Below are 26250 nucleotides of genomic sequence, written 5' to 3'. Positions count from 1 at the left end.
CCGGTCGACCGGTAGTCCGGATGCTTCGAAAGCTCCCGATAAAGGGCTCCGAAAAATCTCCGGCCAGACGTCGGAATGCTATCGTTATGATAAACGCTAAATCGCATGTAACTTCCGGGCAGTGGCGATCCGCAGAGCGATCATATGCTGATCCCGTCCCGAACAAACAACGCGTTCCTCACACCGGTAAATTGTACTTGGCGATAACGGTAGTAAACGCCGTAGCAAAATCCGACTATGCCGAAATAATAGCGGGTCGCGTGTAGCTGGTTTGTCAACCCGTACACGAGTGCGACGAACAGCCAAGACAGCATAACGATAGCCACGGGCCTGGTTTCCAGGGATTTGAACAGCTTTATCGCGTACACAATGGATGCACTGTACAAAATAACAAAGCATCCAAAAACGATCGCGCCACCCTCCAGGAGGACGTGCAAAATTGTATTATGGAGAGACATCCCCAAAACTTCTCGACCATCGGCCGTCAACGTGCCGTAACTGATGGTATCTCGGGTCAAATATCCGAACGTGTAATATCCGGTGCCCCAAGGAAAATATATCGGCAGGAGGTAATTAAATTCATCGAACATCGCAGTTCGCATGACATCCTCCTGCTCGCCAAACAAACGAACGACGGTTTGATCGATATAAGGGAAGGCGACAAACAAGAACGGAATCACGATTCCCACGAAAATGGTAAATTGCAGGAAGGCCGGATATTTGAACCTCTTTCCTCCGACCTTTTTCTTTTTAGTCCGCCCCACCCGCATCAAGAATAACGCAATAGCCGCGCCGCCCACCGAGCATAGCACCACGGTCTTCTTGAGGGAGCCGATGGCCGCCACCATCAGAAATACCGCGTATATTACTTGATTCGAGGCGATCGCGGCCACCAGGGCGACGGGAATGTCGGGCCCAGCGATGACTCGCGCCTGATCCACGTCAATCAGATCAGTCAGAGCGAGAACGATGGAGATAAAACCGTAAATTGCTCCGTAGAAATACACTTTCTTCTGGAATGATTTTTCATTGAAAATCAGACCGGCCAAAAACCATTGGAAAAAATCTACCATGATCAACGGCAGAAGAAACAGCCTGTTGTCTATGGAAAATTCAGGGTTAACTCCACGCATCGATGTGATTATGAACGTAACCACATAGATGGCCGGAATCAAAAGAGCCCTCGACGATAGAGTAACTATCTTCGGGAAACCGACGCACACCACAAGACACGTGGCCAGCGAAAGCAGCCGATAGAAGGTGTTGATATAGGTGACGTACTCCGACAGGCTCGCCAAACGGTCCACGACGGGCGTCGCACACAACGTGACCAGGAATATCGAGAATCTGGCAGGATATTTGATCGAGCGATCAATCATGAGAGTCCATCCACGCCTGAAACATCAAAATCGCCCACAGCCCATAATGCCGGTCCGTTCCCGCCAGATGCGCATCCCACTCCGCGCGAACCGCTGCCGCGTTGAAATATCCTTGCTGACGTAGCCGCCGCTCGTCCAGTAGCGCTTCCGCCCAGTCGCGCAGCGAGGTCCGCAGCCAGTCCGCGATCGGCACGCCAAAGCCCATTTTGGGCCGATTCACCAACGCTTCAGGCACATGCCGATAGAGCAGCTGCTTCAACGGCCATTTGCCCACGCCCCCCCGCATCTTGGTTTCGCCGGGCAACTGCCACGCGAATTCCACCAGGCGATGATCGAGGAGTGGCGCGCGCGTTTCGAGGCTGTACGCCATCGCCGCACGGTCCACCTTCACCATGATGTCGTCGGGCAGATAACCGGTCATGTCGGACAGCACCATTCCGCCAACCGGGCCGAGCTCGGGAGGAATTGCCTCTTCGGGGAGCGGCGAGGCAGCGAGGACCAGGTCGGCGCAATGCTTCCACTGGGTGTTGAGGTAGCGATAGAATTGCTGGATGTCGGGCTTGTCGAAACCGTAGCGGATCGGCCCGTGCGGGAGCAGCGGCCGGATGCCCCTGCGCATCCACAGCGGCAGCCGAGACAGCTTCGCCCAATTGTCGAGCGCCTGCGGATAACGCCCATATCCCCAGAACAGCTCGTCGCCGCCGTCCCCGGAAAGCGCCACGGTGACCTCGGCTCTGGCGAGCCTGCTCACCATCATCGTGGGAATTTGCGACATATCCGCGAACGGCTCGTCATATACGTTCGGCAATTGCGGCACGAGCGCTAGCGCATCCTCGGGCGTCACGAAGAATTCGGTGTGCTCGGTGCCAATATGCGCGGCAACGGCACGCGCATGATCCGCTTCGTTATACTGCTCTTCTTCGAAACCGATCGTGAAGGTCTTGACGCGCCTGCTGCTCGCCCTCTGCATCGACGACACCACGACGCTCGAATCGACTCCTCCGGAGAGAAACGCCCCCAAGTGCACGTCCGCGAGCATCTGGCCGGCAACCGACTGATCCACCAGTCGCTCGAGCTCGGTGACCGCGTCCTCGGGCGATCCCGCAAACGGATTTCTCGCCCCTGCCAGCGCCGCGTCGTGCAGACTCCAATAGGCGGTGGTGGTCACGGGGCTGCCGACTTCGCCCGTCGCGTCCAGGGCCACGATCGCGCCCGGGGGCACCCGCTGTATGCCTTTGAAGATCGAAGGTGCGCCGGAAACATAACCCTGCCGGACCAGCCGCTCCAGCGCCTGCCGCTCGATCGCCGCCTCGAAGTCCGGATATGCTCGCAAGGCGCGCAATTCCGAGCCGAACAGGAACACACCGCGATTCCACCCGTAATAGAGCGGCTTCTCGCCTATGCGGTCGCGGGCGAGGCTGAGACACCGCTCTTTGGCATCCCACAGCGCAAGTGCGAACATCCCGACGCATTTTTGCAGCGCGGCCTTCAGGCCCCAGGCGGAAATCGCCGCGAGAAGGGTCTCGGTATCCGAATGTCCGCGCCATTGGCGATCACCGAGCTCACTGCGAAGCTCGCGGTGATTGTAGATTTCGCCGTTGAAGATCAGCACGTATCTTGCGCAGGGCGAGCCCATCGGCTGGTGCCCGGCTTCGGTGAGATCGACGACCGCGAGGCGGCGATGGCCGAGCGCCACGCCCGCATCGGCGGCGAACCACTGCCCGGCATCGTCGGGGCCGCGATGCGCGATGCTGTCCGTCATCGCACGCAGAATATTCGAGGCCGTCTCTACCTGAAGGCCTCCGGGGCGAATGAATCCGGCTATGCCGCACATGATAGGCTCGCCCCTGCAGTCTCGATCATTTCGATGATGGTGGCGGCCACCCGCGACGGCATCAATTCCCCGGGAAGCGGTCCGGAGTTCGCGTCGAGCCAGCGCTGAATCGCTTCCGCATCGAAGCTGCGGGATTCTTCGAGGAGCAGATCGGTGACCGCCGACGGATCCAGCAGATGCCGCGCCCTCGGATAGCTGGTCAGAACCTCGCCAAAGGCCTGGCCCGAAAGCTTGCCATAGCCCGCGAGGAGCAAGGGGACCCCGACGAGGCCCGGTATCAGTGCCGCCGTGGACGGTTCCACGATCGCCGCCGCGCACGCCTTCAATCGCGATACGAAATTCTGATTGTTCAGAATTTCGATGCCGAGGGCGGCGATCCGGTCGGGCATGTCGGTCCGGAAATGATCGGGATGCAGCTTGATCGCCAGAGTCTTCGATGCGCGTCGAAGTGCGTCGTGCGTCCGCTCGAGATGCTCCAGAAACTCCGCGGCTCCGTCGAACACCATGCCTGCGTAAATCAGGCCGGTGTCGATGTAGATGATCTCGGACCGCTCGACCGTCGCCGCGCTCGCAGCGATTCCGAGATCCGCGGGCCCGACGCCGAAGGCATGGAGATCGGGATTGCCGACGATCGCGACACTTTCCGGCGGCTGCCCGTATTTGGCGATGGCATGCGCTTGGTCCGCCTGGGTGTATACCGCGACGCGCGTGGTGCGCGAGTCCTCCGCAGCACGTACGCTGTAGCGCCCGAACCCCATGTTGAAGATGTCCTTGACGAAGCGGGTCCAGTCCTCGCGCGTCGCGGACGTCTTCACCAGCGCCCGCCCATAAGCCGGCCAGATCCTCAGCAACGCCTTGGGCAAGCGTTCGAGAACGAAGCGTGCCTGACTGAGCGGATTGACCTTGTACGGCTTTTCGCTCGCCACACCCTGGACGCTGACGAGGCCGTGATAGAGGAGCAAGGTCGGGATGCCGGCGGCGAGGCTATACCGATTGAACGCCCGGTGCGCGAAAACCTCGTTCGAGAGGAAGAGCACGGCGGCGGGCTGCTCCACTTCCAGCACTTCGTCGATCGACTTTCCGCCATAATGGCTGATGTCGCGCAACTCGAGGTCGCCCTTGAACTCGCGCGCAGGCCGTCCCGGATCTCCACCCCAGGATCCGATGTGCAGCACCACGAGATCGAGACCGTGTTCGCGAAATGCCGGCACGAGGCGGGCAAAATTGGCCGCGCCTCCCGTCCAGCTGTCGAAACCCAGAACCGTCTTCATCACGCGACGTGGGTGTTGGTTCATGAAAGCACGTCGGGAGTGACGGGCGTCCCGTACGAAACATCCGCCGAAACCCGTTTGCCGACTACCAGATCGAGATGCTTGGGTGCCATGCCGTAGCCGGGCCGGACACTGCGGACCGCGTCTGCGGCGATGACATCGCCCTTGCGCAGTGGCTTGACGAAATAAAGCGAGCGACGAAGCTGGATATTCCCCTGCTCGCTCGACTTGCAGCCATAATCGACCTTCCCCAACGCCTCCCAGGCGGTGCGCGACGACCGACACAGCTCGGCGAGATCCCGCGGCTCGAGCGAGAAGCTGTCGTCGGGACCGCCGGCGCTTCGATCCAGCGTGAAGTGCTTCTCGATCACCGAAACCCCCAGCGCGACACTCGCCACGGCGGTAGTGTTGTCCAGTGTGTGATCGGACAGGCCCGTCACGAGGCCGAAACGTGCGATCATGTCCGGGATCGTGCGAAGGTTATAGTCCCGCGCCGGCGCCGGATAGCCGCTAACGCAGTGCAGGATGGCGAGTTGCTCGCAGCCGCCTGCGCGCGCAGCCGCAATGGCGTCGCCGATCTCTTCGGCATCTGCCATGCCGGTGGAGATAATCATCGGCTTGCCCTTGCTGGCCGCGTAGCGGATGAGCGGCGTATCGACCGCCTCGAACGACGCGATCTTGTAGGCCGGGGCGCCGAGGCTATCGAGCAGATCGACTGCGCTGGGGTCGAACGGCGAGCTGAACAGGGTGATGCCGAGCGCTCGCGCGTGTTCGAACAGGGGCGCGTGCCATTCCCATGGCATATGCGCCTCCTGATAGAGGTCGTGGAGCGTCCTGCCATCCCAGAGCCCGCCCTTGATGCGAAAGGCATCGTCGTCGCAATCGAGGGTAATCGTGTCGGCGGTATAGGTCTGGATCTTGACCGCATCCGCTCCCGCCTCTTTGGCCGCCTCCATGATCTTCAGCGCCATTTCATAGCTGCCGTTATGGTTGGCGGAGATTTCTGCGATCACATAAGGCGGGTGATCCGGGCCGATGGGGCGGCCGGCGATCTGGATTGTATGCTCTGTCATGGAGAGTGAGTGCCTCGGGAACGTTTGACGCCGCTCGCGCGAACCGTCAGAAATCGAATCGTCGCTGCCGCCGTATCATCTACAATAACAAATCGCATCCCGTCACCGGGTCGGCATTCGAGCGCGCGCCGTAGGCACTCCTAAACACGAGATCACCGGGGCTGGCAATGATCTACCCGCCGGCAGTTGGAGGCTATCCCGTCGGCTTGACCCCGCGCGCGACGAGATGCGCGACCTGCAACACCTCGACATCGTCGAACCCGGCCTCCTCCAACCAGCGCCGCGCAGTAACGGCCGATTGCGGGTTGTCGTATCGCGGCGCCAGATTGTCGAAGGTATCGAGCAAGGCCCACTCGCGCAGCTGCGCCTCGCTCAGCGGATATATTCCGCTATAGTTGGCGACCGGCACGAGGCGCTGCAGACCACGACCGATCAGCGGAACTCGTCCCACGAATCCACTCGCCGCGAGAAGCTTTCCGAGATGGCGCTGCAGGAAGGCAAGCAGGCGTTCCTCGGGCACGCGCCGCGTGATCGGCCGAAGCGCATATTTGGGCAACAGCATCGTGCGCAGCCGCTTCCAATAATAGTCCACGCACAGTCTTCCGCCGGGTTTCACCGCTTCCGTCAAAGCGCGGAAAGCGCGGTGGACGTCGGGCGTGTGCTGCAGCACCCCCAGAGAATAGACGTAAGGGAAAGAGTTTGACGCAAACGGCAGCGCGTAGATATCGGCCTGCACCACGTCGAGGTTCGGATGTTCCGACAGATTCTGGTAGCATGCGTCGACCGCGCTCGAATAATCGATCGCCACGACATTGGCCCCGCTCGACAGTGCAATCTCCGCGAACCTGCCCGATCCGCACCCCGCATCGAGCACCCATTCACCTGCCAGGTCCTCGACAGTCCACCCGGTAGCGCCCCAGAAGCGATCGGCAGTTAGCGTAAGGCCTGAATGACTATCGAGCTGAGTCCGTTTGAAGAGATTCCACTGCATCCCGAAATTATCGGCATAGTTGGACGCGGGAACGAAACGCGGAATGAAGTCTCGAATCGGATATCTTGCGTCGCCAGCGACCAGCCACCCTTCACAGACGCGGCCCTTTTCGTAAATCGGCTCTTCGAGAACAAGCGCCTCTCCCGATTTTGGGCATCGCAAAATTTCAAGCAACTCAGATCGCACCATTTGCTCCCGAAACACATGGCAGATTGTCCGCGGCGTTGCCAAGAGGATTGGCATTCGCGAGATGACGGGCCTATCGTTCAGAGTTGGCCTTAGAATATTGGCCTCGGAATACAAGCAGTGCGGTGACTGTCGAAAACGGGTCATGCTGCGTTCGCCTGCCCTCCCATCGCAGAGACGAGGCCCGGCTATCCAGCCCCCGAAAATCGCGTTAGGCGGCGCGGTGGACAAGAGCCGATCAGGGAGCGGAACCGTACCAATGCCGCATAGCGCGCCGCCACGCCGAAGCATCGTGTTGACCGGAGCATCGCAAGGCTTGGGCAAGGCTGTATGCGAGACCTTGCGCAGCGAAATCTTCGCTGGCGACCAGCGCATCCTGATCGGGCGCAGTGCGACTGAAGGGCCCGGGAGCGCCGAGACGTTTCTGCAGCGCGACTTGTCGCAAGACCGTTTCGACGCGGATGGCATCCTGATCGCGCCGGACGTCGCCCGGCTGATTTTCGTGAACAACGCCGGAACGGTCGAGCCGATCGCCAGCTTCGCCCGTATCGATCCGATCGAACTCCACAAGGCGATGAACGTCAATTTCGCGTCGCCTTTGGCTATCGCGCAGCATCTTGCACGCGTCGCCCGGGCTCGATCGATACCCCTGCTGGTTCTGAACGTTACTTCGGGCGCTGCGCTTCGGCCGGTTGCCGGGTGGACGGCTTATTGCACGAGCAAGGCGGCCATTCGATCGGCGCTGGACGTATTGGCGCTGGAGGAAGAAAGCGTCTCCGTTCTGCACTTTGATCCCGGCGTCATCGATACGCCGATGCAGGCGAGGATCCGGCAGAGCGCGCCGGAGGACATGCCCGAGGTCGATGCCTTCCGTGCCATGGCGCGCGAGAACCAGCTTCAGACGGCGGCGGCGGTGGCCGGGAAGCTCTCCGGAATCATCCGGGACTTTGCGGCGTGAAGGTCGCGATCCTTTCCGACATCCACGCGAACCGGTTCGCGCTCGAGGCTGTTTTGTCCGACCTTGATCGTGCCGGTGTTGAAACGATTCTGTTCGCCGGCGACGTCGTCGGTTATTATTATTGGCCGAGGCAAACGATCGATCGCATCGTTGCTGATGGAAGGTTCATCTGCATCCGCGGGAACCACGAAGACATCTTCCGGGAGTATGTCGCGGATGCTTCCTGCAGGGATTCCTACCGGAAGAAATATGGCTCGGGATATGACGTATGCCTTTCGGAGCTCGATGCCGGGCATCTGGCCTGGCTGGACCAACTGCCCGAACAGGCCAGTGTCGAAATCGGCGGAAGACGTTTCTTCATGCGGCACGGCAGCCTCCGTTCGACCGATGAATATATCTATCCCGACGCCGACGCCGCCAAGCTGCTCGCCAATCATTCCGGCGAAGACATCACCATATTCGGCCACACGCACTATCCGTTCGTGCACGCGTCCGGCGAGCGGCTTCTCCTGAATCCGGGATCGGTGGGGCAGCCTCGAGACGTTGGCGGCCTCGCCAGCTATGCCCTGGTCCTGACCGACACCGGAGTCGTCCAGTTTCGGCGCCGGAACTTCGACAAGGACGCCGTTGCGGCCGCCGCAAAGGCGCGAGACCCCGAACTGGCCTATCTCTGGAAAATTCTCGAACGATGAAATCGACGAACATCCTGGTTACCGGCGTCGCCGGCGACATCGGTTTTGGCGCGGGAAGGATCCTTCGCGATTGGGAATGGCGCGGCGTGCTCTGGGGAGCCGATATCCACGCCAACCATGCCGGCACCCGGCTGTTCGACGGATGCCCCGTCGCTCCGCGGGCTGCCGATCCGGCATATCTCGGCTGGCTCGGGGATTTCGTGACGGCAAACCGTATTGGGCTGGTCCTTCCGACCAGCGAAGCGGAGATCCACGCTCTCGACCGCACGACCGAGATCGCCGGTGCCCGGATCCTGTCGTCGAGCCGCGAAGTGGTCCGATACGGACTGGACAAGCATGCATGCCTCGACTTCCTCGACGGACGGGGCGTAGCGGTTCCGGAACACGGTCTGGTCGGGCAAGATGTGCCCACGCGATTTCCGGTCATCGTCAAGCCGCGCTCGGGACAGGGCAGCAAGGGTCTGCGGCGGATCGACACGCCCGCCGAGCTCGACGCCATCGAAGCCGGAGCGCTGGTCTGGCAGGCCTATCTGACACCCGACGACGCCGAATACACCTGTGCCGTGTTTTGCACCCGCGAGGTGCCTGCACGCATAATGGTGATGCGGCGCAAGTTGCAGGGCGGCTTCACCGGCAGCGGCGAGGTAGTGGATGATCCTGCCATTCACCAATATGTCGCCCGCATCGCGGAAGTGCTTTCTCTCGATGGCGTGATGAACGTCCAGCTGCGGCGCACCGCTGCCGGCCCTCTCCTCTTCGAGATAAATCCGCGGCTCTCGAGCACGCTGGTCTTTCGCGACAAGCTGGGCTTCCACGATTTGCGGTGGTGGATCGCGGCGGCACTTGGCGAGCCCGTTCCGCCCTATCTGGCTCCGGCTACAGGCACCCGCTTTTTTCGGGGCGTGCAGGAATATATCCTTCCCCCGACATGATGTCACGTAAACCGGGCCGCAACGGGTTGCTCCGGCTCAGCCTGCGGTCAAGGCTTGCACGACGCGAGCCGTGCCAAGGCCGTCGGTGATTGCGGCGCAACTGCGGCGCATGCGTGATGCCACGGCGGGCTGCATCAATTGCATCACCGCGCGTGGCAGGTCGGTGGTGAGGCGGGCTAGGTCGTCGATGGAAATCACTGCGTCGGCGGCCTCGAGCATGCGGGCGCCTTCACGCTGGTTCTCCGCGAGCACGAGCGTCACCGCAGGCAGGCCGAGGCAGCAGCGCTCCCAGCTCGTCGCCCCGGCGGCGCCGATCGCGAGATCGCATTGCTCCATCAGGCCCGCCATGTCGGAGACGTCGGCGAGAACATGGGTCGGCCAAGGCATCTCGGCGGCGACCGCGCGGACCTCTGCCGTCCATGGCGCGCTTGCCCCCATCACGACATCGATCCGCGTTTCCGCAGGGAGCGGCATTTCACGCAGGCAGCGTAACACCCGGCTGGTCACGTCGTCCTTGTCCACGCCGCCGAGACTGATCAGCCATCGCGTCGCCACCGAGGTCGGCGGGCGGGCCGGAGCGCGCGCGCGGGTGGCGGCGAACTGGGGCCGAAGCAATGCGAACTCCGGACCGAGCAGCAGCCGGCACTGCGCAGGCACGAGCGACCGATAGGACGAGGCATCATGGACGAGGTTCTGGTCGAGCAGCAAATCGCAATCATGGGTGCGATCGGCAAGATCATCGATGATCATCAATCGGCGACAATAAGGCCGCAGCGTCTCTTCCCACTCCCGCTCGAGCGCATAATGATCGACGATCAGCCAGTCCGGCAAAGCGCCGCCCAGCGCGGCGATGCTCTGCGCCGCGTCGCGCTTCCCGGAAGCACCCAGCCACCGGGAATGCACGGGAGTCTCCGCCCAGGCGAAGCCCGGCTCGGGCGGAAGCATTACCAGCGAATGGCCCCTTCTCCGCACCATCTCGCCCAGATGCCCGGGATGCTCGCGGCACAGGAACGTGGCGCGGCCTCCGTCTTCTCGAAGGGCGTCGGCAAGGGTCAGGCATCGCATGACGTGCCCGGCGCCGATGTCGAGTGAGGCATCGACGCGAAAGGCGACGTCCATCGATGCTTCAGTTCAGTCGCTTGAAACCATCGTGGCAGATCGGCCCTTTCAGCAGGCTCATCACGTCGCGACCGTCCTCGCACTCCTTCACCAGCCCGAATACGGGATCCAGCTGATCGAAGAAGCGGTCGACGATCTCGGGAGTGTGCTCCGTCGATACATAGACGCTGTTTCCGACAAGATAGCCCTTGGCGAGCATCTCCTGCGTCACCAGCGTCTTGTAGGCGAGCGCGTTCGGGCTGCGGAACGTGTAGCCCGTCAGCGCCGGCAGGCCCCAATGATCGATCGCCAGGCCGTGCTTGTCCGCAAGGTCCTGCCATTTCTGGCGAATTCCCAGACCGGTCCGGGTAATGACGTCCCAAGACTGGAGCTGCTCCATCACGTCGAGTGTCTTCAGGCCCGCAGTCGGTCCGATCCGCTCGGTCCAGAAGGTGCTGCTGATGAAGGTGGACTGCGCCGCCTCCATGATATCGCGCCGCCCGATGGTGCCGGTGATCGCGTAGCCATTGCCCAGCGCCTTGCCGAACATCGCCATGTCGGGCTCGACCCCATACAGCTTGTGGAGCCCGCCAAAGGTCTGCCGGAACCCAGAGGTGCATTCGTCAAAAATGAGAACGATGTTGCGCGCGGTTGCCAGGGCGCGGACCTTCTGGAGGAAGTCGTTCTCCGGCCCCCGGTTCCGCGCCACCTCCATCTTGATCACGCCGATGTCGTGCTCCCGAACGAGAGCCTCGAGACCTTCATAGTCGTTATAGTTGAAGGGATAGACCGTGCCGCGAAGGTTACGCGGCACCCCGGCGGGATCGAGCCCAGGCAGCAGATGCCCGGCAAGGCTCTCATCCTCTCCCAGATTTGCCGACAGATACCAGTCGTGCCAGCCATGATATCCGCAGATCGCGACCTTGTCCCGACCCGAGGCGGCGCGCGCGATCCGGATCGCGATCGCGTTCGCCTCACCCCCCGAACGCGCGAAACGGACCATGTCGGCCCAGGGATGCAGCTCGATCAAGCGCTCGGCGAGGTAGACCTCCTCCGGGCAATTGAGCGTCGACATATTGCTCGAGTCGACCACGGCGTGGACGGCAGCGTCGACTTCGGGATGGGCATAGCCGAGGATGTTGGTGCCGATGCCCATGATCGTCATGTCGGTATAGACGTTGCCGTCCAGATCCCAGACCTGACAGCCCTTGGCCTTGCTGTAATACGCCGGCCATTGTTCGGGCAGGAACATTTCCGCCCGCTTCGAAAGCAGCATATTGCCGCCGGGGATGACCTGCTTGGCCCGCTTCCATAGCTTTTGGCCGGTACCCATCGTAGCTCCCTCGTTGCGCGCGATATGCTGATTGCCGTCAAATAGCCGAGACTGCGCCTGCTGCAATTGCAGAACCTGCCGCCACCCGAAATGAATGTCGGGCGCGAAGTGCGCGAAGATCGCTTCGATCACCCCGGCATCGTGCGGCTCATCGACAGTCCAGCGAAGCGCAGACAAATCCACGTCATTCTCGAGCGAAGCCTGCCGGAACAGGCCCGGCCGGCGAAGATAGGGTGTGACGTGCTCGCGATCGAACACTTCCGTCGCTTCCCGCCCTGCGCGTTCGAGCGCCGCAGCGGTGAAAACTTCGATATCCAGCCCGTCGGGAAAGGTCGGCGGGGCGCTGTTGCTCAGATAGTCTGCACCGGTTTCGCGGAAGTGCCGCACCGCCTGGTCGACGAGTTCGGGGTCCACCAGCGGACAATCTCCGGTGATGCGGATCACCACCTCTGCTTCCGATCCGCGCGCGGCTAGCAGGTACCGATCCAGCACGTCGTTCTCGCTGCCGCGATAGCAACGATAGCCGAGCGCGGCGACATGATCGGCGAGCACGTCGTTCCGCGCCGCGTCGGACGTCGCGACGACGATCTCGTCCACCTCCGCCGCCTCCCGCAGTCTTGCGAGAAGCAGCTCGATCATCGGGGTGCCGGTGATCGGGCGCATCACCTTGTTCGGGAGTCGGGTGGAGCCCATGCGCGCCTGAACGATTGCGACGGTCTTCATAGCGTTGCCCAGCAGGAAGGATTGATCAGCGCCGCATCGATCTCGGGCCAGTCTGGAGGCGCCGGCAGGGCGCCATGGGCAGCCGCGACGATTTCGCCGAGCTGCGCCGGGCCGTCCACGCCCACCACCGCTCTCTGCACGGCGTCCAGCGACAATATGTACCGCAAGCATGCCTCGAGCGCGGTCAGGCCGGTTTCGTTCAGCCAGTCCGACCAAAGGGTCCACAGCGCGTTCCAGCGGCTGAACCCGGCAGGGCGCGCCTCGGGCGCGAGCAGCAGCAAGCCTTGCAGGAAAACCGAACGCGCGTGCAGCTCGACCCCCATGCCGGCAAGCCGATCGGCCCATCCGCTCTCGACCATTCTGCGGTCGAGGATGCTCATCGGCGCCTGGACCACGTCGAACGCCTCGAGGTCGAACAACCTCGGCAACTCGTCCGGCGCGTAGATCGAGACGCCGATCCGCTTCGTGATGCCCGACGATTTGAGCGACCGGAGCCCATCGAGCAACGCCGCACCGGACGGACCGAACAATTGCCCCGGGCGATGCAGCATCACCGTGTCCAGCTGCCCGATCCCGAGCCGTGTGCGCGACTGTTCCGCCTGCGTCCGTACCCACGCCTCCACCGGCCCCTCGCCGGTCGGCATTTCGGGAAGCTTGGTAACCACGCGCCACCCCCCGACTCCTGCCAGCCCGAGGGCAGCCTCGCTATCGCCATAGGCGATCGCGGTATCCAGCACGTCTATGCCCGATGCACGCGCCAGTGCCAGTATCTCGCGAACCGCCTGCCCATCGACCTGGCCCGTCCGATTGGCGACGCCGTAATCGAGGCCGAATTGCGCGGTGCCGAGGGCGAGCTTCAATGCCTGACCGCATTCGCAAGCGTCTCGACCACCTTGTCCTGCTCGGTCTCGGTCAGAGTCGCATACATGGGGAGCGAAATCGCCTCTTCATAATAGCGCTCGGCTTCGGGGAAATCGCCCGGCGCGAACCCCATCGCCTGATAATAAGGCTGGGTGTGGACCGGAATATAGTGAAGGTTCACGCCGATCCCGCCGGCGCGCAGTGCTTCGAACACGGCGGCATGGGAAAGCCCGTTGCCTCCCGAAGGAACGCGGATGACGTAGAGATGCAGACCGGAATAGCCGTCAGGGTGCTGCCACGGCGTGATCACCGGCAGCGACGCGAGGAGCGTGTCGTAGCGGCGTGCCAGCGCGTGCCGCTGCGCGACATATTCGTCGAGCCGATCCATCTGGCTGACGCCCAGCGCCGCCTGGATCTCGGTCATCCGGTAATTGTAGCCGAGCTCGACCTGTTGGTAATACCACGGTCCGTCGGGCGCATGGGTCATCTGTAGCGGATCGCGCGTGATCCCGTGGCTGCGAAACAACTCCATGCGCCGGGCCACATCCGCATCATTGGTCGTCGCGAGCCCGCCTTCCGCCGTGGTCACGATCTTGACCGGGTGGAAGCTGAACACGGTGACGTCGCTATGCCGGCAATTGCCGACATACTCGCCGCGATAGCGGCCGCCGATCGCGTGCGACGCGTCCTCAATGATCTTGAAGCCGAACTCGACAGCGAGCGCGTGGATCGCCGCCATGTCGCAGGGCTGGCCGCAGAGATGAACCGGCACGACGATTTTCGGCAGGCGCCCTTCCCGCGCCGCCACCTCAAGCTTCGCGCGCAAGGCCCGCGGGCACATGTTGTAGGTACGGGAGTCGATGTCGACGAAATCCACCTGCGCGCCGCAATAGAGACCGCAATTGGCGGACGCGACGAAGGTGGTCGGCGTCGTCCAGAGCCAGTCGCCTGCGCCGAGGCCCAGCGCGAGACAGGCAATATGCAGCGCCGAGGTCGCGCTGTTCACCGCCACTGCGTGCGCCGCCCCGACATGATCCGCGACCGCCCGCTCGAAGCGGGGGACCATCGGCCCCTGCGTCAGGAAATCGGAACGCAGAACGGACACGACCGCGTCGATGTCCGCTTGCGTAATATCCTGCCGACCATAAGGTATCACGGCCTAGATCTTCCCGATCTTCTGCTTGTTCTTCTCGATCCACGCGGCGAGGTCTTCGCGGGTCATCCATTGCGGATTATTGTCGCTGGTATAGCTGAAACCCTCGGCGACCTTGCGGCCGTCCTTGATCCGGCTTTGGCTGAGAGACCATTCGTTGATCGCCGGCAATATCTTGAAGTGCTCGGGATATTCGAAGGTGTAGTGCGAATCCTCTTCGCTGATCATCTGCTCGTGCAGCTTCTCGCCCGGACGGATCCCCACGATTTCCTGCCGCGCCTCCGGCGCCACGACATGGGCGAGATCGACCACCTTCATCGAGGGGATCTTCTTCACGTAGATTTCCCCCCCCTCCATGTCGTCCAGCGCATGCCAGACGAGCTCGACACCCTGTTCGAGCGAAATCATGAAGCGAGTCATCCGTTCGTCGGTGATCGGCAGCACGCCCTGATCACGGATCGACTGGAAGAACGGAATGACCGAACCGCGGGATCCCATCACATTGCCGTAGCGCACCACGGAAAAGCGCGTCTCGTGACTGCCGGAGTAGGAATTGCCCGCGATGAACAGCTTGTCGGATGCGAGCTTGGTCGCACCATAGAGATTTGCCGGGCTGCTGGCCTTGTCGGTCGACAGCGCGACGACCCGCTTGACCCTCTTGTCGATGGCGGCGTCGATGACGTTCATGGCGCCATTGATATTGGTCTTCACGCACTCGAACGGATTATATTCCGCAGTCGGAACGATCTTGGTCGCCGCTGCGTGAACGACATAATCGACGCCATCGAGAGCCCGATAGAGGCGCTCGCGATCACGGACGTCGCCAATGAAGAAGCGCACGCGGGGATCGTCGCGGAAATTCTTCGCCATCTCCCACTGCTTCATCTCGTCGCGTGAGAAGATGATGATCCGCCGCGGATTATAGCGAGCGAGAGTCATCGGCACGAATGCGTTGCCGAAGGACCCGGTTCCCCCTGTTACCAAGATGCTTGCGTCTTCAAGCATGTCTCATCCTATTCTAAAATCACGTAGCGAAGCATCCGGGTCGCCCATCGCGAGGCCCCGTCGAGCCGGGATGGCCGCCGACGGCAATGGAGCAAACCCTCCAGATGCCGCAACAGCGCGAGCCTCCGTCGAAGGGATCATTTCAATGTCAGGAAAATCCTTCTCACGACGGTACAAACGGTTCAGGACACGGCCTGAGCATAGGACGCGCCCGGCCCCGTCGAGCCGCTTCGCTGCATAGTGGGCAACGTTTGCTAGTCAAGAAGCTCGTCGACTTTCACGAGCTTGCGCGTTGTCGCGTCTCTGCCGAAGGCGCTACATCTGCCAGTCGCGCGACGCTATCGCGCGAACACAAAGGATAGGCTAGCGCATGAACCGTTATTGACCAACGCGTACGGGACTGCCCACCTTGGACCTTCAACCTTCTCGTCGCTCGCTGCTGAGCCTGCTGGCCGCGGCCGGCGTAAGCGGACCTGCGAGATCGGCGCCCCCGCTTCCGCAGGAGCCCGCAGGCGATACCGGCATGCTCTCGATCAAATCCTTTGGCGCCGTAGGCAACGACAAGGCCGACGACACTGACGCGCTGAACCGCGCATTCGCGACCAAGGGCCGCCGAATACTCGTTCCTGCCGGAACCTACCGGGTCTCGAACCTCGCCCCTCCCGCGTGCGACGCCATCATCGGCGAAGGGGAGCACAGAAGCATTCTCAGGATTGAAGCCGGCAGCGGGCTGGCGCTGGCCGGCTATTGCCAGACCCATCGCGACTATCAACTGCAGGGAAACGGCTCGCCGGGCGCCACCGGCATGCATTTCGGCGCGGCGAACAGCGGTTCCTTCACGGTCCAGAACGTTCGCGTACGGCAATTCAACGGCCCCGGCGCGATCGGCATCCGATATGACCGTTGTCTCAAAAGCGTCTTCATCAACGTTACCGCCGAAGAGAATGCCGTGAACGAGCTGTGGCATGGGGAGGACCCCGCCTTCCCCACATCGCTCGTTCATATCGGCGGCGTGAACACCGGCGCACGGCTCGAAGGAGGAGTGATCCGATCCGGAGCGGCGATCACCTGCATCGGCCGCGACTTTGAAAGCAACGGGCGCGAAGGCCTGCTGTTCGCGCCAGGCGGAAACGGGTTTGTCGAAGGCGTCGTCCTCGACGGCTGCTGGTTCGAAGATAATTGGCATTCCGGCGGCGCGGTCCAGATCCTTCGGGCGGGTTCGGGATATGCTTCAGGCGATCGGCTCACGGTGGCCGGGGGCGCAAGTTCCGGTCCGATGGTGCTGGTGGTCGATGCGGTCGACAATGGCGGCGGGCTGCGCGCGGTCCGGATCGTCGACGCCGGCGCCTATTCGCAATTTCCGGAAATGCCGTTCACCGTGTCTGGAAGGCGAGGACAAGGCGCCAGCCTGACGCTTGGCTTTCACCTGCGCCTCGATGGCAGCGACCCGAACCGGAAGGTATGGCCGTCGATCCGGAGTTGCCGATTTTCGATGGACATCGGCACCGCGCGCGCCATTCTCGCCGTCGGCGCGGGATGCAACCCGACGATCACCGACGAATGGCTGGCCGCGACGATGCAGCCCTCGATCGTCCTGCAAGGCGGCGCCGCCGCAACCTTCCCTTCCGCGAGCAATCGATACGATTATTCCAGGGTCGTCAGCGACGAGGCGAACAAGGCAAGCTGGAGCCTCGCCGACTGGCGGGATTACCTCCCGACGCTCGCCGGCGATAACGACGAAGCGAGCATGACTGTAGCCGCTTCCTCCGACAATCACTGCCGGTTTCAACGCCAGGGCCGGACGGTTCGCATTTCGGGCGCGCTCAGCGGCACGCTCAGGCGGCCTGCGGCGGCGGTCAACCTGTCCCTGCCGCGCGGCATACGGGCCGCACGCGATGGCGAGCACCCGATGCGCCTCGTCACCGGAGGTCGACGCGAGAGCGGCGGCGTCGTGACGCGCGCGGGCGCGGGCAATTTGCTGCTGGTGAGGGACGGCGACGGACGCTGGGCGCCGGGGCCGTTCACGATCCACTTCGATTTACAGTTTGAGATCAGCTGAGAGAATGGGAACCATGTATAGCGAAACCCGCAACAAGCTTGGGTTCATCGAGGCGACGCCTCGACCGTCCGCCGAGGATCTCCGGACGTTCTACGAACAGAAATATTATCAGCAGCAGCTTGGGCAATATAGCCATAGCTACAGCGATGATGAGATCAGGTTCTTTGATGCTGACGGCATTCTTGCCGAAACCACTCTCCGACTTCTTGGAAAGAAGGCGACCTCCCTGCTCGACGTCGGCTGCGGAGAAGGATTTTTCGCAAATTATTTCTCCCGCATGGGCTGGGATATCAAATGCTGCGACTTCTCCGATGACGGATTGAACCGATTTCATCCTGAATTGCTGAAGCACTTTATCAAAGGCGACGCCTATGATGTGATCCGTTCACTACAGAACGACGCGCAATTCGACCTCATCAACTTTTCCAACGTGCTTGAACATGTGCTCGATCCGGCCGAGGCGGTCGATGGGCTGTATCAGCTCTGCGGCAGTGACACCGTGATCCGGTGCGTGGTGCCGAACGACTACTCCGATTTCCAGGCCGCGCTGCTCGCCAACCAGATGACGCGCAACACCTGGTTCGCACCCCCCGAGCATCTTTCCTATTTCAACACCGAGAATATCGACCGGATCTTCGAGGACAGGGGGCTGCGCATTCTCTCGAAGCAGGTGACGTTCCCGATCGAGCTCTTCCTGGCCAATCCGCACGCCAATTACGTCACCGATCCGTCCAAGGGGAAGCAGGCGCATCAGGCGCGTGTGTTCTGCGTGAACCATCTCGTCGAGAAGAACCCCGAGGCCTATGTCCGCTATTGCGAGCACGCCGCCACGCTCGGTTTCGGGCGCGATATCGTCGTCTATGCGGCGAAGATATGAGGCATCTTTGCCTGCCGCATTGCGACGCCCGCGCCTGCGACGGCCGCATCCGGCGAAAGAGTTGATGGGCGAGATGCACTTGGCTATGGACGCGGACCGTACGGCGGCTCGATCCGAGCGGCAGCCGGGAGGGGATTGATGAGGAACTGGTTGCTCACCGGGGAAGCCGCGGCAATCCGTGCGATACAGAGGCTCGTCAATCTGGGGCGCCCCACCAAGTTCGTATTGCTGGTGGCACTGGATGCCCTGCTCTGTATCGCAGCGGTCTGGATTTCGTTTTCGCTGCGCCTCGGCGAATGGCGGCTGTGGAGCCCGCCGATGGGGGCCTTTGGCCTCGTGGCTATCGGTCTCTGGCTGCCGATCTTCCTGATCCGGGGCATCTACCGTTCGATCGTGCGTTACATCGGCTCGCGCACGATGATGCGGATCGGCTCTTCCTGCGCACTGATGACGGTCGGATTGGTCGCAGTGTTCGGCGTCACGAGCGTCGAGGGTGTTCCGCGCACCGTGTCGGTGATCCATCCGCTGGTGTTCGGGCTGCTGCTGATGCTCAGCCGCGTCACCATCCGCTATATCCTGTTCGACCTGCTGCATCAGCGCAACCGCGTCGGTCCGCAGAGCCGGGTACTCATTTTCGGGGCCGGTTCGGCGGGGCGTCAGTTGGCCGCTTCGCTGCGCCATGAGCCCACGATGATGCTCCATGGGTTCATAGACGACGACCTTCGCCTCGATGGCCAGCATCTCGACGGGGTGCGGATTTATGGCAGCAACCGTATCGGTGCATGGCTCGTGCGGCTCGAGATCGACACGATTCTGCTCGCGATCCCGAATCTCCCGCGGTCGCAGCGCGAACGGATCGTGCGTTCGTTCGAAGGCTATAAGGTTCGAGTGCTGACGCTGCCGAACGTCCTGCAGATCGTCGACGGTAAGATATCTCTCGACGACCTTCGGCAGATCGAAATCGAAGACCTGCTCGGGCGCGATCCGGTCCCGCCAAATCATCTGCTCCTGCATCGCAAGGTGAAGGGGAAGTCGGTGATGGTCACCGGTGCCGGCGGCTCGATCGGCAGTGAGCTTTGCCGGCAGATCATGGCGCTCAACCCGACGACCATCATCCTCGTCGAAATGACGGAACATGCTCTCTACTCGATCGAGGCGGAACTGCGCCATGCGCGCGATAACGGGCTCGTTCCCGAGACGACGCGAATTGTCGCAGAACTGGGCAATGTCGCAGATGCCGACGTGGCGGATCGGCTGTTCGCGCGCTGGAAGCCTGACACGACCTTTCACGCTGCGGCCTACAAGCATGTTCCCCTCGTCGAGGAGAACGTTTTGGCCGGGCTGTGGAACAACGTCTTCAGCACGCTGCACTGCGCGCTGGCGGCCGAGCGCGCCGGGGTCCAGAACTTCATTCTGATCAGCACGGACAAGGCCGTGCGGCCGACCAACATCATGGGCGCCACCAAGCGGATCTGCGAGCTGGTTCTCCAGGCACTTGCGGCCCGCGGCAGTTCGACACGGTTCACGATGGTACGGTTCGGCAACGTCCTAGGCTCCAGCGGTTCCGTCGTTCCCCGCTTCCAGCAGCAGATACGCAGCGGCGGTCCGGTGACTCTCACCCATCGCGACGTGACGCGCTATTTCATGACCATTCCCGAGGCGGCGCAGCTGGTGATTCAGGCCGGCGCCATGTCCACCGGCGGCGAGGTCTTCGTGCTGGACATGGGTGAACCGGTCCGCATCTATGATCTCGCGCGCACGATGATCAGCCTTTCGGGCTTGAGCGTTCGCGACGCCGATCACCCCGACGGCGATATCGAGATCCTCGAGGTCGGGTTGAGGCCAGGCGAGAAACTCTACGAGGAGCTTCTCATCGGCGACCAACCGCGTGCGACGCCACACCCACGGATCATGCAGGCGCGCGAGGATCACCTGCCTTGGCACGCGCTGGAAGCCCAGTTGACCTTGCTTCGCGAGGCGGTACGCGGAGGGAACCGCAAAAACGCGATCGCGATTCTCAAGCATCTTGTTCCCGAATACGCAGCTCCGCCAGCGGCATTGGAATCCAGGCCGGATTCCGGTCGAGCCGCCTGACAGGGCGCTAGCACGCTCACGCTTCCAGAATGAACTGGCGGCTGTCACTGCCCTAGCCGGACCAGAAAGCCACGCAATGAAGATCGCAATCACCGGCGCTTCCGGATTCGTCGGAAAACAGCTCGTACCTCTACTGGATGCTTCCGGCGCGACACTGCTGCTGGTTGGCCGGAATCCTGCCAAGCTTACCGACCTGTTTCCCGGGATCCCGGTCTGCAACTATTCGCAGTTGCAGGAAATGGCCGCCGGATACGATCTCCTGCTGCATCTCGCCGCGTTGAACAACGACCAGAATGCTAGCCTGGATCAGTTCAGGGCGGTCAATGTCGACATGTTGCTCGACACCTTCGCCCGCGCGCGAGAAGCCGGGATCAAACAATTTGTCGACATATCCTCGATCCGCGCGTTGGATCCGAAGGATCACAGCCCCTATGCCCAAAGCAAGCGGGAAGGAACCGAGGCACTGGCGGCCGTCACTGGCCCCCGATGCTTCACCATTTATCTGCCGCTTGTCTATTCTGGACAGTGGAGCGGTAAGCTCGCCTTTCTCAACACGCTGCCGCGTCCCCTTGCCAAATCGCTGTTCTCGGTTCTGAAAGCGCTGAAGCCCACGGTGAATATCGCGAAACTGGGTGCTTTCCTAATCGACGGGGGTCCGAGCGAGAGCCGTACCGTGATTTCCGACACGCAGCGCCAGAATTGGTTCTTTGGCTTTACCAAGCGAACGATCGATCTCGCATTTGCCGTTGTCGTAGCATTGTTCTTCTGGTGGCTCGGCTTGTTGATTTGGATTGCGGTTCGTCTGTCATCGACGGGCCCCGGACTGTTTGCGCAGGAGCGTGTCGGCCGCGACGGCCGCACGTTCGTCTGCTACAAGTTCCGAACGATGAAGATCGGCACCGCACAGCTCGGCACGCACGAAATCTCGACATCGGCAGTGACGCCGCTTGGCGCATTCCTTCGCCGCACCAAACTCGACGAGTTGCCGCAGATTTGGAATATTCTGCGCAACGAGATCAGCCTTATCGGGCCCCGCCCGTGTCTGCCCGTACAGACAGCCCTGGTCGCTGCGCGCCAACGCCGGGGCGTACTCGCTTTGACGCCCGGGATCACTGGCTTGGCGCAGGTGAACGGGATCGACATGAGCGATCCCGAATTGCTCGCGGAATGGGACGCCCGTTATTGCGCGTCGCAATCCCTCCTGCTCGACCTGCGGATAGCGCTCGCGACCGCCGCCGGTGGGGGACATGGCGATAGAGTGAGGCAAGAGACTGCCGGATGATGCAACGACAGAATTCAACCCAGTCGGTCGGCTCCGAAAGGGCAATCACGCCGGCACAGGGCTGGGGGCTACGATGAAGGTTCTCATTCTCAGCTTTTATTATCCCCCGGATCTCAGTGCGGGGTCATTCCGCGCCTTGGCCTTGGTGAAGGCGCTGCGGGAGGTAGGTAACGAAAACCTGCAGATCGATGTCATCACATCGATGCCGAATCGTTATCGCACTCTGACCCGCGAGGCGGCGACGGAGGAGAATCAGCAAGGGGTTCGCGTGCGGCGTATCGCTCTGCCAGGCCATGATAGCGGCATGGCGGACCAGGCGTATGCCTTCATCCACTTCGCCCGGCAGGCACGTCGGCTGGTACGGGGCCAGGATTGGGACATCGTCTTCGCAACCTCGTCTCGTCTGATGACTGCGGCGCTCGGTGCCCATCTCGCCAAGCACGCGCGCGCGCCGCTTTATCTCGATATCCGCGATCTGTTCACGGATACCATGAGCGATCTGCTAGCGCACAGCCCGTTGCGTTTCGCGTTGCCGTTGTTCCGGCTCCTCGAGCGACGGACGTTTCGAAGCGCGTCGCACATCAATCTCGTCTCGGCGGGCTTCGAAAGCCATGTGCGTGCAATCGCGCCAGATGTGGATCTGAGCATTTTCACCAATGGAATCGACGACGAGTTCCTCGCAAACACTTTCTCCACCGCCGGAACCACGGCGGAACGGCCTCCACTAATCCTGTACGCGGGCAATATCGGCGAGGGACAAGGCCTGCACAGCATCGTCCCGGCCGCGGCGGCAGCGCTGGCCCAAAGGGCCCGCTTCCGGGTGATCGGCGATGGCGGGCGCCGCAAACAGCTGGAAGCGGCGATGGCGACGAGCACGGGCCGCGGCTCGGTTGAGCTACGTGACCCCGTGCCGCGAGTGGAACTGCTCGAACAGTATCGAGAGGCCGACATCCTCTTCCTTCACCTGAACGACCATGCGGCGTTCAGGAAGGTGCTGCCGTCAAAGCTCTTCGAATATGCCGCGACAGGCAAACCGATCCTGGCCGGTGTGGCCGGCCACGCGGCCGAGTTCCTGCGGAGCGAAGTGCCGGCTGCGGAAGTGTTCGATCCGTGCGACGTGGCCGGAATGTGCGAGGCGTTCGACAGGCTGTTGGCCCGGTCCGGGACGATAGACCGCGAGTCCTTCAAGCAGCGATTTGCCCGACACAATATCATGCGGAGAATGGCGAACGATATTCTCGACCAAGCAAGCGCCGGAATTACGCGCCGCTGACGCGCGATTTACTGTCCCGGCGCGCCCTGCGGCGGCGGACCACCTGCGCCCGGAGGCGGACCACCGGGAGCGCCGCCCTGCTGTTGCTGCTGCATCATCTGCTGCATCATCATCTGCTGGATGACCGCGGCGGGAACGAGATCGCTCATCTCGACGTCGAAGATCAGCACCTTGTCCGCCAGTTCGGCGCCGGGGCCCTGCGCACCGGGCTCGGCACCATAACCCAGCTTCGGCGGCAGCCAGAAGCGGAACTTCGAACCCTTGTTCATCAGCTTCACGCCCTCGGTGAAGCCCGGGATCATCGGCTGGCCGACCTGGAAGCGCATCGGCGCAGCAGGCTGGAACTCGCTGCCGTCGCGCAGCGTGCCGTGAATCTGCAGCGAGACGCCGTCCTGGTCATTCGCGGTCGGGCCCTCGCCCGCCTTGAGCACCTGGTACTGCAGGCCCGACGGCGTGGTCTGGATGCCCGCCTGCCCCTTGTGCCACGCCAGGAACTGATCGTTGGGCAGCTTGGCGGCGACCTGCTCGCGCGTGCCGAGCCAGGCGAGGCCGAATGCCAGCGCGATCGCCAGCAGCACGCCGATCCACAACCAGACCTTGTAGGCCCGCTTGACGGGCTGGAGCGGAACGGCGGTCACGGACATCGAGTCATCCTCAGATCGGCGTTCCGCCGCTCAAATTTCACACATTTCACGGCAATCGTGCAATGAAACTGCGCCAATACGCAATTTTATTACCGTGCGCTGTCACGCTCCACGCGCTTCCGCTCGAGCTTGCGCGCGCGGCGGACGGCGGCGGCACGCTCACGGGCGCGCTTCTCGCTGGGCTTCTCGTAGTGACGGCGGAGCTTCATCTCGCGATAGACGCCCTCACGCTGCAGCTTCTTCTTGAGCGCCCGCAGCGCCTGGTCGACATTGTTGTCGCGAACGATGATTTGCATAAGGCCGTACAGCTCCGATCTCGATACAATAGAATAGGGTTCGCCGGAGCGCAGGCTGCGGCGTTATCGGGGCCACCTAACAGCGCAAATCCTATTTTTCAAGGTCCGAAGCGGCACCCCGGCGCGAATCCGGGCCGGATACCGCCCCGCGGGTGTGGCCCCTGGGCAACAGCGCACCTACATTACACTGCGTTGCAGCGCTGCAACGCAGCCGATAGGTTCGCCTGCCAGTCCACCCCCATGCAGTTAGCCTACGCCCTGGACCTCGAGACCCGCCTCCTCATCGTCGACGACGATCCCGGTATCCGCGAACTCACCGCGGGCTTCCTGTCGCAGCACGGCCATGTCGTCGATACCGCCGCGGGCGGCGCGGAGATGCGTGAAGCGATGGCCGCGCACGATTATGCACTGATCGTGCTCGATCTGATGATGCCCGGCGAGGACGGACTCACCATCCTGCGCTCGCTCGATCGCGAGACCGGGCCGGCGGTGATCCTCCATTCGGTGATCGGCGAAGATGTCGACCGTATCGTCGGGCTCGAAATGGGCGCGGACGATTACATCGCCAAGCCGGCCAATCCGCGCGAATTGCTGGCACGGATCCGCTCGGTGCTCCGCCGCAGTGGCGACCGGCCTGCGTCCGGAGCACCCGAGCGCAGCTTCCTCCGCTTCGCCGGCTGGCGGCTCGATTCGGTCGCGCGGCAGCTCTACGACCCCGACAACGTCATCATCAACCTCTCCGACGGGGAGTTCCGGTTGCTGCTCGCCTTGGTCGAGCGGCCGCGGCGCGTGCTGACCCGCGACATGCTACTCGATCTTTCGCGCGGGCCGATGTCCGAGCATTTCGACCGGGCGATTGATGTGCAGATGAGCCGCCTGAGGAAGAAGCTGGCACGGCCGGGCCGCGAGGAGTTGATCCGCACGATCCGCAACGAAGGCTATATGTTCGTCGCCGAAGTCACGGCGAAGTGAGGCGCGCGCGCTCGATCGTCGTTCCCATCGTGTTGCTGGTGATCGCCGCCGCGCTGATCGCGACGACGGTGCAGTTCACATCGATGTTCAGCGGGCCTCCGCCCTGGTTCCGGCCGGTTCCGATCGCGCGTGTGGCGGAAGCGCTGCGCACCGGCCAGGTGCCCGACAATAGCCGGGGCATCGAAGTCACACGCACCGGCGAGGATCGGTTCGGCCGCAGCGACGAGCAGCCTTCCTCCGAGCGCGACGCCGCGATTGCGAAGCTGATCCCCGCCCCCGCCGCCCAGGTGCAGGGACTCTACGAATTCCCGCCGCGCGACCCCGACAGCGACATCCGCGGGAGTTTCACCGTGGGGCTGCAGAACGGCGACGGCTGGATCCTCGTCTCGACCACGCCACCGCCCACCTTCACCAGTTGGCACCTGCGGCGGCTGGCGGGGATGCTGCTGACGCTGGCGATACTCTCGCTGCTCGCCTGGTATGTCGCGGCCAGGATCTCGCAGCCGATCCGCAAGCTGGCGGAGGCGGCGACGCGGGCGCGGCTCGGTGCGCGGCCGGCGATCCCGCGCGGCGGCCCCCGCGAAGTGCGCGAGCTCGCCGAGGCGGTGGAGGCGATGCAGGACCGCATCCTCCAGCAGGCGGAGGGACGCACGACGATGCTCGCGGCGATCGCGCACGATCTCGGCACGCCGTTGTCGCGGATCGCCTTCTGGGTCGAGCAGCTTCCCGAAGCCGCGCGCGACCGCGCCGCGGCGGATATCGACGAGATGCGCGCGATGCTGGGTGCGGTGCTGCGTTTCACGCGCGACGACCGCAACCGGGCGCCGTACGCCCGGCTCGATCTCGGCAGCCTGGTCGAGAGCCTGGGCGAGGATCTTGCGGTGGCGGGCGTGCCGGTGGAAGTCGATCTCGGCCCGCGTGTGATCGTGGAGGGGGACCCGGCGGCGCTGCGCCGACTGTTCACCAACCTGGTCGAGAATGCGGTCCGCTATGGCGATCGGGCGCGGCTGGGCTGGTCCTGCACGCCGGGCTGGGTCGAAGTGCTGGTCGAGGACGAGGGCCCCGGCTTCCCCCGCGACCGCGCCGACGCGCTGTTCGGGCCGTTCGTACGCGGCGAGGCTTCACGCAACCGCGCGACCGGCGGCACCGGCCTCGGCCTCGCGATCGTCCGCTCGATCGCCGAGGCGCATGGCGGCGAGGTCCGGCTGGAGAATCGCGAGGCCGGCGGCGGGCGCGTGCGGGTGCGGCTGCCGGCGGAGTAATC

At 62.8% G+C, this 26250-nt stretch carries 22 protein-coding genes; 10 read left to right on the top strand and 12 right to left on the bottom strand.

Annotated elements, in window-relative coordinates:
- Nucleotides 1-140 precede the first annotated feature (140 nt).
- From ASE13_RS04940 to ASE13_RS04920, 5 genes are all read right to left on the bottom strand, one after another.
- Nucleotides 141-1379, bottom strand: a complete 1239-nt coding sequence (locus ASE13_RS04940; protein ID WP_056612222.1) for a hypothetical protein — start codon at nucleotides 1377-1379, stop codon at nucleotides 141-143.
- Nucleotides 1372-3213: an asparagine synthase (glutamine-hydrolyzing) gene (asnB, locus tag ASE13_RS04935; protein WP_056612219.1), complete on the bottom strand. Its 1842-nt coding sequence runs from the start codon at nucleotides 3211-3213 to the stop codon at nucleotides 1372-1374. Before asnB ends, ASE13_RS04940 begins: the two co-directional genes overlap by 8 nt.
- Nucleotides 3201-4484: a hypothetical protein gene (locus tag ASE13_RS04930; protein ID WP_056612216.1), complete on the bottom strand. Its 1284-nt coding sequence runs from the start codon at nucleotides 4482-4484 to the stop codon at nucleotides 3201-3203. Before ASE13_RS04930 ends, asnB begins: the two co-directional genes overlap by 13 nt.
- A 20-nt stretch (nucleotides 4485-4504) precedes the next feature.
- Nucleotides 4505-5557, bottom strand: coding sequence for a pseudaminic acid synthase (pseI, locus tag ASE13_RS04925; protein WP_056612212.1), 1053 nt, complete (start codon nucleotides 5555-5557; stop codon nucleotides 4505-4507).
- Between the two features lie 193 nt (nucleotides 5558-5750).
- A complete protein-coding gene (locus ASE13_RS04920) occupies nucleotides 5751-6791 on the bottom strand; it encodes a methyltransferase domain-containing protein (RefSeq protein WP_200955573.1) in 1041 nt (346 codons plus the stop codon).
- A gap of 7 nt (nucleotides 6792-6798) precedes the next feature.
- Between ASE13_RS04920 and ASE13_RS04915 the strand changes: the two genes are divergently transcribed.
- The 3 genes from ASE13_RS04915 to ASE13_RS04905 are packed head-to-tail and all read left to right on the top strand — an operon-like array spanning nucleotide 6799 to nucleotide 9316.
- A complete protein-coding gene (locus ASE13_RS04915; RefSeq protein WP_082596363.1) occupies nucleotides 6799-7692 on the top strand; it encodes an SDR family NAD(P)-dependent oxidoreductase in 894 nt (297 codons plus the stop codon).
- Complete coding sequence (locus ASE13_RS04910) at nucleotides 7689-8384, top strand: metallophosphoesterase family protein (protein ID WP_056612206.1); 696 nt, start codon at nucleotides 7689-7691, stop codon at nucleotides 8382-8384. The genes ASE13_RS04915 and ASE13_RS04910 overlap by 4 nt, the downstream gene beginning before the upstream one ends.
- Nucleotides 8381-9316, top strand: coding sequence for an ATP-grasp domain-containing protein (locus ASE13_RS04905; protein WP_056612203.1), 936 nt, complete (start codon nucleotides 8381-8383; stop codon nucleotides 9314-9316). The genes ASE13_RS04910 and ASE13_RS04905 overlap by 4 nt, the downstream gene beginning before the upstream one ends.
- 36 nt (nucleotides 9317-9352) lie before the next feature.
- Here the strand turns inward: ASE13_RS04905 and pseG are convergent, their stop codons facing one another.
- The 5 genes from pseG to pseB all read right to left on the bottom strand — a co-directional run bounded on the left by pseG (nucleotide 9353) and on the right by pseB (nucleotide 15489).
- Nucleotides 9353-10381 carry a UDP-2,4-diacetamido-2,4,6-trideoxy-beta-L-altropyranose hydrolase gene (gene pseG / locus ASE13_RS04900; RefSeq protein WP_235536931.1) on the bottom strand — a complete coding sequence of 343 codons (1029 nt, stop codon included), beginning with the start codon at nucleotides 10379-10381 and terminating at the stop codon, nucleotides 9353-9355.
- A gap of 61 nt (nucleotides 10382-10442) precedes the next feature.
- Nucleotides 10443-12470, bottom strand: coding sequence for an aminotransferase class III-fold pyridoxal phosphate-dependent enzyme (locus tag ASE13_RS04895; RefSeq protein WP_056612198.1), 2028 nt, complete (start codon nucleotides 12468-12470; stop codon nucleotides 10443-10445).
- Entirely contained in the window at nucleotides 12467-13330 is an 864-nt protein-coding gene (locus tag ASE13_RS04890; RefSeq protein WP_056612195.1) for an aldo/keto reductase, read from the bottom strand. The genes ASE13_RS04895 and ASE13_RS04890 overlap by 4 nt, the downstream gene beginning before the upstream one ends.
- A complete protein-coding gene (gene pseC, locus ASE13_RS04885) occupies nucleotides 13327-14487 on the bottom strand; it encodes a UDP-4-amino-4,6-dideoxy-N-acetyl-beta-L-altrosamine transaminase (protein WP_056612192.1) in 1161 nt (386 codons plus the stop codon). Before pseC ends, ASE13_RS04890 begins: the two co-directional genes overlap by 4 nt.
- A gap of 3 nt (nucleotides 14488-14490) precedes the next feature.
- On the bottom strand, nucleotides 14491-15489 hold the full coding sequence (gene pseB / locus ASE13_RS04880; RefSeq protein ID WP_056612188.1) for a UDP-N-acetylglucosamine 4,6-dehydratase (inverting): 999 nt from the start codon (nucleotides 15487-15489) through the stop codon (nucleotides 14491-14493).
- A 523-nt stretch (nucleotides 15490-16012) separates the two neighbouring features.
- Here pseB and ASE13_RS04875 point away from each other — a divergent pair.
- The 5 genes from ASE13_RS04875 to ASE13_RS04855 all read left to right on the top strand — a co-directional run bounded on the left by ASE13_RS04875 (nucleotide 16013) and on the right by ASE13_RS04855 (nucleotide 23074).
- Entirely contained in the window at nucleotides 16013-17548 is a 1536-nt protein-coding gene (locus ASE13_RS04875) for a glycosyl hydrolase family 28-related protein (RefSeq protein ID WP_056612185.1), read from the top strand.
- A 13-nt stretch (nucleotides 17549-17561) separates the two neighbouring features.
- Nucleotides 17562-18425 (top strand): class I SAM-dependent methyltransferase, encoded by an 864-nt coding sequence (locus ASE13_RS04870; RefSeq protein ID WP_056612183.1) that lies wholly within the window; start codon nucleotides 17562-17564, stop codon nucleotides 18423-18425.
- Between the two features lie 138 nt (nucleotides 18426-18563).
- Entirely contained in the window at nucleotides 18564-20519 is a 1956-nt protein-coding gene (locus tag ASE13_RS04865; protein WP_056612181.1) for a polysaccharide biosynthesis protein, read from the top strand.
- A 76-nt stretch (nucleotides 20520-20595) separates the two neighbouring features.
- Entirely contained in the window at nucleotides 20596-21801 is a 1206-nt protein-coding gene (locus tag ASE13_RS19345; RefSeq protein WP_200955571.1) for a sugar transferase, read from the top strand.
- A gap of 73 nt (nucleotides 21802-21874) precedes the next feature.
- Entirely contained in the window at nucleotides 21875-23074 is a 1200-nt protein-coding gene (locus ASE13_RS04855; RefSeq protein WP_056612178.1) for a glycosyltransferase family 4 protein, read from the top strand.
- Between the two features lie 8 nt (nucleotides 23075-23082).
- Here the strand turns inward: ASE13_RS04855 and ASE13_RS04850 are convergent, their stop codons facing one another.
- A complete protein-coding gene (locus tag ASE13_RS04850; protein ID WP_056612175.1) occupies nucleotides 23083-23718 on the bottom strand; it encodes an FKBP-type peptidyl-prolyl cis-trans isomerase in 636 nt (211 codons plus the stop codon).
- Nucleotides 23719-23807: 89 nt separating this feature from the next.
- The gene (gene rpsU, locus ASE13_RS04845; protein WP_019368605.1) at nucleotides 23808-24014 is read right to left on the bottom strand and encodes a 30S ribosomal protein S21; all 207 of its coding nucleotides are present in this window, start codon (nucleotides 24012-24014) and stop codon (nucleotides 23808-23810) included.
- Nucleotides 24015-24254: 240 nt separating this feature from the next.
- On the opposite strand from rpsU, the gene ASE13_RS04840 reads away from it, so the two are divergent.
- Complete coding sequence (locus tag ASE13_RS04840) at nucleotides 24255-24986, top strand: response regulator (protein WP_056612172.1); 732 nt, start codon at nucleotides 24255-24257, stop codon at nucleotides 24984-24986.
- Nucleotides 24983-26248, top strand: a complete 1266-nt coding sequence (locus ASE13_RS04835) for a sensor histidine kinase (RefSeq protein WP_235536841.1) — start codon at nucleotides 24983-24985, stop codon at nucleotides 26246-26248. Before ASE13_RS04840 ends, ASE13_RS04835 begins: the two co-directional genes overlap by 4 nt.
- Nucleotides 26249-26250: the final 2 nt, after the last annotated feature.

This window comes from Sphingomonas sp. Root241 (assembly GCF_001428865.1).
Classification (GTDB): Bacteria; Pseudomonadota; Alphaproteobacteria; order Sphingomonadales; family Sphingomonadaceae; genus Sphingomonas.
This window is presented reverse-complemented; position numbering and strand designations above follow the sequence as displayed.